9 protein-coding genes are annotated in these 10,881 nt (G+C 39.8%); 3 read left to right on the top strand and 6 right to left on the bottom strand.

Annotated elements, in window-relative coordinates; translation table 11 throughout:
• Nucleotides 1–504: 504 nt before the first annotated feature.
• The 6 genes from BFN00_RS10550 to cadR all read right to left on the bottom strand — a co-directional run bounded on the left by BFN00_RS10550 (nt 505) and on the right by cadR (nt 8,263).
• Nucleotides 505–1,404, bottom strand: coding sequence for a cation diffusion facilitator family transporter (locus BFN00_RS10550; RefSeq protein ID WP_071851563.1), 900 nt, complete (start codon nt 1,402–1,404; stop codon nt 505–507).
• A gap of 85 nt (nt 1,405–1,489) precedes the next feature.
• Complete coding sequence (locus tag BFN00_RS10545) at nt 1,490–4,648, bottom strand: efflux RND transporter permease subunit (RefSeq protein ID WP_071851561.1); 3,159 nt, start codon at nt 4,646–4,648, stop codon at nt 1,490–1,492.
• The gene (locus BFN00_RS10540; protein WP_071851559.1) at nt 4,638–5,900 is read right to left on the bottom strand and encodes an efflux RND transporter periplasmic adaptor subunit; all 1,263 of its coding nucleotides are present in this window, start codon (nt 5,898–5,900) and stop codon (nt 4,638–4,640) included. The genes BFN00_RS10545 and BFN00_RS10540 overlap by 11 nt, the downstream gene beginning before the upstream one ends.
• A 1-nt stretch (nt 5,901) precedes the next feature.
• Entirely contained in the window at nt 5,902–7,269 is a 1,368-nt protein-coding gene (locus tag BFN00_RS10535; protein ID WP_071851557.1) for a TolC family protein, read from the bottom strand.
• A 48-nt stretch (nt 7,270–7,317) separates the two neighbouring features.
• A complete protein-coding gene (locus BFN00_RS10530; protein WP_071851555.1) occupies nt 7,318–7,728 on the bottom strand; it encodes a hypothetical protein in 411 nt (136 codons plus the stop codon).
• A 142-nt stretch (nt 7,729–7,870) separates the two neighbouring features.
• Nucleotides 7,871–8,263, bottom strand: coding sequence for a Cd(II)/Pb(II)-responsive transcriptional regulator (gene cadR, locus BFN00_RS10525; protein WP_004992253.1), 393 nt, complete (start codon nt 8,261–8,263; stop codon nt 7,871–7,873).
• A gap of 90 nt (nt 8,264–8,353) precedes the next feature.
• Here cadR and BFN00_RS10520 point away from each other — a divergent pair, with 90 nt between their 5' ends.
• From BFN00_RS10520 to BFN00_RS10510, 3 genes are all read left to right on the top strand, one after another.
• Nucleotides 8,354–9,634: a cation diffusion facilitator family transporter gene (locus BFN00_RS10520; RefSeq protein ID WP_071851566.1), complete on the top strand. Its 1,281-nt coding sequence runs from the start codon at nt 8,354–8,356 to the stop codon at nt 9,632–9,634.
• A gap of 11 nt (nt 9,635–9,645) precedes the next feature.
• Nucleotides 9,646–9,906, top strand: a complete 261-nt coding sequence (locus tag BFN00_RS10515; protein WP_004665962.1) for a FeoA family protein — start codon at nt 9,646–9,648, stop codon at nt 9,904–9,906.
• On the top strand, nt 9,896–10,881 hold a 986-nt coding region (locus BFN00_RS10510; protein ID WP_143115426.1), incomplete at its 3' end, for a ferrous iron transporter B. The genes BFN00_RS10515 and BFN00_RS10510, both read left to right, overlap by 11 nt.

Here is a 10,881-nt window from a genome sequence, read left to right as displayed (position 1 = left end):
CCTTTAATTGCTGCGAGAGCAACTTTAACTTTAAACTCTGCTGAATGATTACGACGTTTTCTTCGTGTCATGGTTGACTCCAAAAACAAGCATTTCCCATGCTTATTGGGGAGTAGATTATCACTTATAGGCGTGGTCTAAAATCCTAGAACCACATCATTTGTTTAGAATTTTCAACTTTAGAAGCTTTTAAATTCTTTTCAAGAAATAACAAGCCGCCATCTGCATAACTAAAACTTGCGATACTAAAGAATGCACTAATTAACAGTAATTTAGTACAAAATTTATTTTTGAATAGCATGTTTATTTACTCTCATTTAATACTTGTTAGATATTCTAACTTTAAAGAATTAACACCCAGAGGACTCATAAATTACATTCTTGTAATTTTAAAATGTCTCAGGATGGTGTTTAAAGTGCGTGTGATAAATAGAAGTGTAATACAGGAAAATGGTAAGGTTTATCAGCCTAGTCATCTGTCCATTATGTAGAAAGAGCAGCACTTTAATGTTTATGCTGTTCCAATGTATTACATTCCTTACTTTCTATTTGTAACGTAATTTCAGTAATATTATGATTATGTTTTAGAACTTCTAAGGCCTTTTGATAGAGTTGATCTGTATTGCTATTCGGAGCAACCAAATGAGCAGTTAAATGAATATTTTTTGAGGATATAGCCCAGACTTTCAACTGATGAATCCCTTCAACGCCCTCTAGCTTCAATAAATCATTTCTTAACGACTCAATATCAATCTCATCAGGAACTCCTTCAAGCAGAATATTAATACTTTGTTTTAATAAAATCCAAGTTCGAGGTAAGACCCAGAAGCCAATTAACACAGCGATTACGGTATCAACCCACATCCACTGGGTAAAATAAATAACTATTCCTCCGATAATCACGCCTATCGATCCTAGAGCATCACTAAGAACTTCTAAATATGCACCTTTTATATTTAGACTTCCTTCAGCACTAGCAGAAAGGATTTTCATTGAAATCAAATTTACGACCAAACCAATGACCGCGACAATCATCATTTCAACACTTTGAATTTCAGCAGGGTTCGTAAAACGTTGATAAGCTTCATATACAATATATATTGCTACCACAAAAAGCATCACTGCATTAAACAGAGCCGCTAAAATTTCGAATCGCTGATAGCCAAAAGTTCTTTTATCATCTGCGGCTTTTTTACCAATTTTGATAGCAGCAAGAGCAATAGCTAATGCGGCTACATCAGTAAACATGTGAGCGGCATCAGACAGTAATGCTAAACTTTGGGTAATAAAAGCAGCGACAACTTCTACTATTAAGAAAGTAGTCGTTAAACCCAAAGCAAACATTAATTTCTTACTATTTCCTTCAGTAACAACCGCATGGCTATGATCATGATGTTCTGACATAAAATTTTCCTTATTTAATCCATGATTAGCAGAGATATTTGAGACAGACCCAATATCTCTGCTAAAAGTTGCTTAATCTAATGGATTAAGAAGCTTTCTTTTCATTCATCCACCGGTACAGTACGGGCAATAAAACCAATGTAAGCAGGGTAGAGGAGATAATTCCTCCAATAACCACTGTTGCTAAAGGTCTCTGTACTTCTGCCCCAGTCCCGGTTGCCAAAGCCATCGGAACAAACCCAAGGGAAGCAACACAAGCGGTCATCAGCACAGGTCTAAGACGCAAAATTGCACCCTGCCACGTTGCATAATAAAGGTCATATTGCTGTCGCAACTCTTTGATAAAGGTGAGCATGACTAAGCCATTCAGTACAGCCACCCCCGATAGTGCAATGAAGCCAACCCCTGCTGACATGGATAATGGAATGTCACGCAACCACAACGCGATTAAGCCTCCACATAAGGCAAACGGTACACCACTAAAGACCAGTAAGCTTTCTTTGATATTATGGAATACAGCCATCAATAAAATAAAGATCGTCAACAATGCGAGCGGAACCACCAATTGCATACGCGCTTTTGCAGACATCAGATTTTGAAATTGACCGCCATAATCTATCCAATAACCGCTTGGTAATTCCTGTTTGGATAACGTGCTCTGAAGCTCTGTTACGAATGAGCCTAAATCACGTCCTTCTACATTTGCAGTAATAACCACTCGACGTTTACCATTTTCACGGCTGACCTGATTAATACCCAGGATATTTTCAACGCGTGCAACATCTTGCAGTTGAACTAAACCTCCATTCGGCAATTGAATAGGGAGTACTGCTAACTGTTCAGGACTACGTTGCGAGTCATCTAGACGAATCACAAAATCAAAACGCTTGTCTCCCTGTAAAATTGTTCCAACATTCTGGCCACCGACACTTGTAGCTACCAGATCCTGAATTGCTCTTACCGACAAGCCGTATTGTGCGGCTCTGGACTTATCAACTTCTACATTCAACAAGGGTAAGCCGCTGGTTTGCTCTACATTAACGGCTGTCGCGCCTGAAATTGATTTAATTTTCTGAGAAATCTTATTCGCTTCACGATTCAGAATTTCCATATCATCGCCAAATAATTTGACACCCACATCACTTCGCACCCCTGAAATTAACTCGTTAAAACGCAGTTCAATGGGTTGCGAGAACTCACTGTTATTTCCCGGCAATGTCGCTAAGAAAGTAATCATTCTTTGGCGAAGCTCATCAATCGTTTGTTTTGGATCAGGCCATTCATCATGAGGTTTTAACAGTACCACGCCATCTGAAATGTTGGGTGGCATGACATCTGTGGCCACTTCTGCTGTACCGGTACGGGCAAAGATTGCTTTAATTTCAGGAAATTCTTTCAACAGTAACTTTTCAGTATTTTCCTGCATTCTCAGTGACTGTTCTAACCCTGTACTTGGGGAACGCATTTGCTGAACAGCAAAATCACCTTCACCCAGTTGAGGTGCAAACTCGCTACCTGTTTGAGTGGCTAGCACACCCGTAAGCACTAAAATACAGGCAGCCACAATAGTCACAAATAAACGAAGCTCATAGGCTTTATCTAAAAGCAATTCATATTTGGTTTTAAGCCAATGCATCCAGCGACTTTCGGTTTCCTTGACTTCTCCAGTGACAAATAGGGCAACTGCGGCTGGCACAAAAGTGACAGATAAAATCATGGCCCCAATTAAAGCCAGTACAACCGTCATTGCCATAGGATGGAAAAGTTTGGCTTCTACACCCGTCAGGGTAAAGATAGGTAGATAAACCACCAAAATAATTAACTGTCCAAAGATGAGAGGACGACGCGCCTGTTTTGCAGCCAAGAAGACTTCTTTAAATCTTTCAGAACGGCTAAGTAAACCACCTTTCAGCTTCTGAGCTTCTGCTAGCCGACGGATACAGTTTTCTACAATAACCACTGCACCATCAATAATAATACCGAAGTCCAGTGCCCCTAAACTCATCAGATTTGCACTAATCTTCTGCTCTGCCATTCCCGTCAAGGTAAACAGCATTGACAGTGGAATAACGCAAGCCGTGATCAGCGCAGCACGGAAATTACCTAGAAAGAGAAATAAAATAACAATGACGAGGATTGCACCCTCAATCAAATTTTTCTGAACGGTTTTGATCGCCCGATCAACCAAATGTGTACGGTCATACACAGTCTCAATCACCACACCTTTTGGTAGCGATTGCTGGATCGATTGCACCTTTTCATCAATGGCTTGGGCAACGGTACGGCTATTTTCTCCCATCATCATCATGGCAATACCCAATACAGTTTCTTCACCATTATAGGTTGCAGCCCCTGTTCTCAAGTCATGACCAATAGATACCTTGGCAACATCTGCCACCCGAATCGGATAGCCGTTTTTATTGGCAATACTGATGTTCTGAATATCTTCAATCGTGTTTAAAGTGCCGGGAACACGAACCGTTAGCTGTTGTCCATTTTTCTCAATATAGCCAGCACCACGGTTTTCATTATTTTCTGTTAAGGCGGTCTGTAAATCAGTCAAAGGAATTTGCAATTGCTGCAATCGGTTCAGGTCAGGGGCAACCACATAGGTCTTGTTAAATCCACCAATACTATTGATTTCCGCAACACCTTTCACGCGCTGTAATTGCGGCCTCACAATCCAGTCCTGAATTTCACGTAAATCCATCGCCGAATAAGGGGTTCCATCCGGCTTTTTAGCATTTGGTTCGGCTTTAATCACCCATTGATAGATTTCACCTAAACCTGTCGAAATAGGCGACATGTTAGGTTGCACATCTTCAGGCATTTCTCCCATTGCTTCTTGCAAGCGCTGGTTGATAAGCTGTCTGGCCCAGTAAATATCCGTGCCATCTTCAAAAATGATGGTCACTTGCGATAAGCCGTAGCGTGAAATCGAACGGGTTTGTTCCATTTTCGGCATGCCTGACATGGCATTCTCAATTGGATAGGTAATCCGCTGTTCCATTTCCAAAGCAGTAAAGCCATTGGCAGAAGTGTTGATCTGTACTTGTGTATTGGTGATATCAGGCACGGCATCAATCGGCAGCTTTTGATAGCTGTAAATGCCTACGCCAATCCAGGCCACAATAAACAGCATGACCCAGATGGCATTATGAATTGAAAACTGGATCAGTCGATCAAACAGTCCTTCAGGCTTTATTGACTCATTATTAGATATTTGAGAATTTTCAGTGCCCATGTGAAGCCTCTCCTTTTTCCATTTCAGATTTCAGTAAGAAACTACCTTGAGCGGCATATTTTTGTCCCTGATTAAGCCCATTTACCACTTCAATCCACTGGCTCTCCCCAGATGACTGACCTAATTTCACCGGCTGCGGACTGAATTCAACTTTCTGTCCATGTTGAGTGGCGACAAAAACCACATCCTTTCCATCGATATTCTGAACTGCTGACTTAAGCACCCGTAATGCGGTACTTTCACTCTTTTGTTGCAGCAGTACGTTTACCATCAAGTTTGGACGTAATTCGGTTGCATTCGATTCAACTTTTGCTCGAACCTGAAGACGACCCGTTTGAGTATCCGCTTCAGTATTTAAAGTCTGGATAACTGCCTGATAGACCTTTTCAGTTTGCAAGGATTTAAATTCGATCTTTTGATTCGGGGCTAAACCCATAATTTCAGAATTTGGAACAATAAACTCAAGCCAGAGCTGATCTAACCGGTCTATAGTAAAGAGCTGATCGGCTAACTGAACATTTTCTCCGAGCACCAAATCCTTTTTACTGATCACGCCGGAAATGGGGGCTTTCAAAATATAGCGCCCGTTACTGGTATTCACAGCACCAAACGCACTTAAACGTGATTGGGCCGATTGGACCTGAATTTGCGCCCGTTTATAGCTGTTGTAAGCACGTTGATAGTCCTGTTTTGCTGAAATACCCTGTGACCACAGCTGACGCTCACGCTCGAAGTCCTGTTTCGCCAGTTCAAGGTTGGTTTGTTCAATTTTTAGATTGGCCTGCTGATCGACTAAATCAGGAACAAGCAACGTGGCCAAAGACTGTCCTTTCTGAACTTTTTGGCCGAGTTCTACATAGACATTTTCGACATGACCACTAAAACTCGGAGAGACATGCGCTTGCTGGTCGGTATTCACGTTAAGTTTTGCTGGATAAGAACTTAATTTAACCACCGGACCTTGATCGACTGCTGATAACTGTATGCCTTGTTCAACCAGTTGCTTGGCCGTCAGGCTCACGCCTTCTGCATGCTCTTCGGTTTCACCGCCATGTTCCTCTTTGCCTTCTTCACTTCCATGTTCCTCTGCGCCTTCTTCCTCTGCATGTTCATCTGATGTTTCAGATTTATTCTTACCCGACAAGATCAAGAAAATACTGAGTAGTACGGTTGCGCCGATGACCAAACCAATCAGTAGAGGTTGAGAGATTTTTCCGCTCTGTTTTTTTAAGCTGTTTTTAAGATCGAACATGTTAATTTCCCCCACCAATGACAGGCATGGCCTGTATGTCTTGCCATAAGTTTTGATTGATTTGTGCAATAGCATCTTTCGACATGACTTCACTTGGGCTAATGCCTAAGCTCAAACTTTCTGCTTCAATGGCCTTTTGCCAGCCATCCCGTAACAACTGGACTTTACGCAGACGGATGTCTTGTAATTGAAGCGTGGCTTGCTGAACATCGGTTAAAGCAAACTTGCCTGCCAAGAAACCTTGTAGCGTCTTACTTTGAACTTGAGTCGCCAAAGGAATTTGAGTCTCGTCAACGACTTTGAATTGCAGCTCTAAACCCTGCAACTCGGTTAAAATTGTGCCTATTTGCAGCGCATTTTGCTTTAGATAAAACTCTTTCTGACGCTCTAATAAGTTCATTTTTTCTTGCGCGATTTTTATGCCATTTTGCTGACGATCGAAAATATTAAGCGGTACACTGACTCCGACTACTAATTGATTTTGTGTGGAGTTTTCCAAGGATTGGGTGCGGTTGACACCTAGGTTTAAAGTGGGGTTAGGACGTGCCTTTGCCCTTAGTTGATCAACCGTTGCTTGAGACTCTAATACCAGTAAAGCTCGATATTTCTCAACGTAGTTTTCCGCTAAATATTCTTGAACCTGCTGATGAGTCGATTTTGGCCAGAGCTTTTGTGAAGAGAGGTTTACCTGCAATGACTTATCAGAGGTTCCCCATAAATTTGATAATTGTTGGGTGGCCACTTGGACTTGTAAGTCGGCCTGTCTAAAAAGACGGATATTTTCAGCATGACTTAAACGTGCGCGATTTACATCTACTTGGGCGATACCGCCCGCAGTAAAGCGCTTCTCGATCGCTTTAAGGTTTTCTTCGCTCACCCGAAGTTGTTCATTGACAATGTTTCTTTCAAGTTCGGCAATGGCCAGTTGTGACCATACATATTTCACTGCAAGCTCAATTTGCGCTTGATAAATCTTCTGCTTCAGTGCTGTTTTATCTGTAGAGAGACTGGCTAATTTTTGGTTTGCTTTTCGCTCACCAAAAATATCCAAGGGTTGTGATATGCCAATGGTAAGCTCTTTTTCATTATTTGAACCAAATCCCGTTTGTTCAACTGACAGTTCAGGATTTTTAAACAGCTTACTTTGCTGGATATTAGTGGCATTAATACTATTTTGCGTTTCCCAGAAATTTTGGGACGCTTGATACTGGTTGACCTGATCAATGGCTTGTCGCAGCGTTAAATCTTGGGTACTGGCAACTACAGAGGTACTCAAGCTGATCATTGCGGATAGCAAGATACCTGTACGGAATGCTGACCAGGATAAATTCAGGATAGAAGTATCCTGATGTAATTTGTTTTTTGACATGAAATGCCCCACACATAATGAGATTAGGAGTGGTGGGCTTTTATAAGACTACCCCACCAATAGTAGGGGAAAATCGGGAGGGGGTGTTAATTGATTCAGATAAGGGGATTTATAAAAAGGTATTCCCAAATAAGTTGGGGTAATACCGGTCTCAAAATTTGCTTTAAGCTTCAAATCATCGGGTGGATCAATCTGAATCACGATTGTATTTGAGAAATGACTGCACTTTTCGTTAAAACAAACCTTCTGACAATAGTCATAAATTTCTTTATAGTTTTCTAAGGAATAAAGTGCTTGACTAGGACTATCACTCTTTTCGTCTAAATCGATTGGATTAGAGAGTATTGAATTGGGTATGTTTGGCATTTCATGCAGACACGCAGCCTCTGCCACACTCCAAATATTCTGGAATGTGAATAAGAGTACCAATATCTGGATTAGAAATGTTTTTCTCTTCATACACAAATCTGTATTTAAAACACCAATAAGAAGCTGTCCAAATCTATCAAAGATCTGATCACAGAATTTGAGTAACCTTAAACTTTTTGCAGCCTTAAGTAAAGATATACAGAATTTTTGAAAAAAGCATAGGTCTAGATAATCAAGCTAGATTTTTTAGAACTCCACATTGGTCAATTGTACATAAGCCATCACAAGTACCTCTTAAATCAGATAATTGTTCAATAAGCTTTTGTTGCTTGATTATATTTTCCCTGATAGCACTGACATGTAAGTCAATTAATTCATTCACATCTGAACAATTTTTCTTGGGATTATCTTTATAGGTGAGTAATTGACGAATTTCATTCAAACTCATATTTAAAGTTCGGCAATTCAAAATAAACTTAATTCGCTCAACATAGCCTACATCGTAAAGGCGGTAATTTCCTTCCGTTCTTTCCGGTTCCGGAATTAAACCTTCCTTTTCATAAAACCTAATTGTTAATACTGAACATGAGGTTTTTTTAGAGAGTTCACCAATTTTTAAATGCATTGAGTTGGTATTTCCAAAAAATCTTGACTCTATAGTAACTATAGGGATTCTAATATTCAAAGTTTATAAATTTTTTTAATGGGTATAATTATGAGTGGTTGTGGATGTAGTAAAGAAACACCATGCGAAGATAAGAAATCTCAACAAGAAAATCATCCATCAATTGCAGAAGCAAACAATTCAAAGAATTGTAATAATACGCTTAGCTGTTGTGGGGAAGAGGAAGAAAAAAAATCTTCATCCCCTTGCTGTAACACTTCAAACAGTTGTGAAGATACCGCTCAATCCTGTTGTAGTTCTGATCCCAAAGAAAATTTAAGCACTGAAGACGTTTTAAAAGATTCGCACTACATGAGTGAATACTTAGTTCCCAAAATGGATTGTTCTGCGGAAGAACAGATGGTTCGTATGGCGCTATCTTCAATTGATGGTGTTCAAAAACTCATCTTTGATTTACCTAACCGGTCTTTAAAGGTTCTACATAATCAAAAAGATGAAAATATAACTACCAAACTTGAAGCTTTGGGTTTTGGTGCAAAGCTTGTGAAGACTGAAACTTATATAAGCAATCAACAGGCTAAGCAAACAAGTACCTACACCATTCCTAAAATGGATTGCTCTGCTGAAGAGCAAATGGTCCGTATGGCTCTTGCAGATATTGAAGCAGTTAAAGGTCTTACTTTTGATCTTCCCAATCGAAAACTGAAAGTCTTCCATAATGAAGGGATTCAGCAAATTACGGCCAAACTTGAAGGACTGGGTTTTGGGGCGAAACTTGATGAAACACAGCTTTCTTCAGGCGATATACCTAATGAACCTGATCCTGTGAGACAAGCTAAAGTACTTAAACTGTTATTAGGCATTAATGCTCTACTTTTCTTTATAGAATTCATCAGCGGAATTATTGCTGCGTCTACAGGATTGATTGCTGATTCTCTAGATATGTTTGCCGATGCAGCCGTTTATGGTATTGCGCTATATGCCGTCGGAAAAGCTGCGAAATATCAAGTGAAAGCAGCCCATTTCGCAGGTTGGATTCAGTTATTACTTGCTGTCATCGTGATTATTGATGTCATTAGACGATTCATGTTTGGAAGCGAGCCAGAATCAATGCTCATGATTGTTATTGGCCTGCTCGCACTTATAGCTAACGTGACATGCTTATATCTTATTTCTGGTCATCGAGAAGATGGCGCACATATGAAAGCCAGTTGGATTTTCTCGGCGAATGACGTTGTCGTAAATATGGGCGTTATATTTGCCGGTGTACTCGTGGCGTGGACGGGATCAGCTTACCCAGACTTAATCATTGGCATCCTGGTTTCTTTATTCGTGCTTAATGGTGCTCGAAAGATTTTGGCTTTGAAGTAAGAGTATCGAAAATGAATCTATTTCAAGTTAAACAAAATCAGATCGTCAAAATTAGAGATCTCAAAAAAGGTAATCAATACAGTCATACCACTGATCCCGTATTGGAACGGCTCCAACTATTAGGTTTTAGAGAGGGTGAAACTCTACAAGTACTCGCTAAAGGTGTTTTTGGCGGAGATCCTGTTTTAGTTCAAATTGAAACTTCAAGATTCGCATTAAGAAAGAATGAAGCTGAAAGAATTTTTGTAGAGTTAGTATCCAATGAAGATTAAGAACATTGCATTAGTCGGTAATCCAAATTGCGGAAAAACCTCTTTATTTAATACGCTTACTGGTACGCGACAAAAAGTTGCCAACTATGCTGGGGTTACCGTAGAAAGAAAAGAAGGTTCTTTTAAATTACCTTCTGGTGATGCAATACGAGTATTGGACTTACCCGGAACTTACAGTTTAAAACCTAGTAGTTTAGATGAAGAAGTCACCAGGGCAGTTTGTTTGGGCGAGCTAAAAGGTGAAATTCTACCCGATATTTTTATATGCGTTGTAGATGCCACAAATTTAAGCTTACATTTGAGCTTGGTTCTCGAAGTTCGTGCTCTAAATCGCCCTATGATTCTTGTATTAAATATGATGGATGAGGTCAAAAAGCGTGGTATTTCCATTGATAAGGATAAACTGTCTCAACTGTTAGGTATCCCTGTAGTTGAAGCTGTCGCAGTTAAAACAAAAGGAATTCAAGATTTAATTAATCAATTAGATCAAAAAAATCTTTTTATTACTCCTTATCATTCTGAATTAAGTCATTTTGAACAGGTCAAACAAATCACCAAACAAGTTATTTTAAATAATGACAGTGGTGATAAAAGAACCGCATTTCTAGATAAAATTTTTCTACATCCTGTATTGGGTTTAGTAATCTTAACTTTAACCATGTTTGTGATGTTCCAGGCGGTATTTATATGGGCAACGCCTTTTATTGAATTCATTGAAAATTTTGTCGCATGGCTCAGTGATTTTATTGGACCACTAATCCAACATCCTCTATTAAAAAGCTTGGTTGTGGATGGGGTAATTGCTGGTGCAGGTAGCGTGCTTGCATATATGCCTCAGATTTTGATTTTATTCTTCTTCATTTTAATGCTTGAAGAGTCAGGCTATTTACCCCGAGCAGCATTTCTTTTAGATAAATTAATGTCTAAAGCCGGGCTTAGCGGCCGTTCATTTATGGCACTGTTGCAAATAGGCTG

This window comes from Acinetobacter sp. AR2-3, from assembly GCF_001878775.1.
Taxonomy (GTDB): domain Bacteria; phylum Pseudomonadota; class Gammaproteobacteria; order Pseudomonadales; family Moraxellaceae; genus Acinetobacter; species Acinetobacter lwoffii_D.
The sequence above is the reverse complement of the archived record's forward strand: the minus strand, read 5'-3'. Positions and strand labels throughout refer to the sequence as shown.

Excerpts from the sequence above, each read along its gene's own strand:
- BFN00_RS10550 (WP_071851563.1), bottom strand. The coding sequence starts at position 1,404 with ATGTCAGAACATCATGATCATAGCCATGCGGTTGTTACTGAAGGAAAT.
- BFN00_RS10545 (WP_071851561.1), bottom strand. The coding sequence starts at position 4,648 with ATGGGCACTGAAAATTCTCAAATATCTAATAATGAGTCAATAAAGCCT.
- BFN00_RS10540 (WP_071851559.1), bottom strand. The coding sequence starts at position 5,900 with ATGTTCGATCTTAAAAACAGCTTAAAAAAACAGAGCGGAAAAATCTCT.
- BFN00_RS10535 (WP_071851557.1), bottom strand. The coding sequence starts at position 7,269 with ATGTCAAAAAACAAATTACATCAGGATACTTCTATCCTGAATTTATCC.
- BFN00_RS10530 (WP_071851555.1), bottom strand. The coding sequence starts at position 7,728 with ATGAAGAGAAAAACATTTCTAATCCAGATATTGGTACTCTTATTCACA.
- cadR (WP_004992253.1), bottom strand. The coding sequence starts at position 8,263 with ATGCATTTAAAAATTGGTGAACTCTCTAAAAAAACCTCATGTTCAGTA.
- BFN00_RS10520 (WP_071851566.1), top strand. The coding sequence starts at position 8,354 with ATGAGTGGTTGTGGATGTAGTAAAGAAACACCATGCGAAGATAAGAAA.
- BFN00_RS10515 (WP_004665962.1), top strand. The coding sequence starts at position 9,646 with ATGAATCTATTTCAAGTTAAACAAAATCAGATCGTCAAAATTAGAGAT.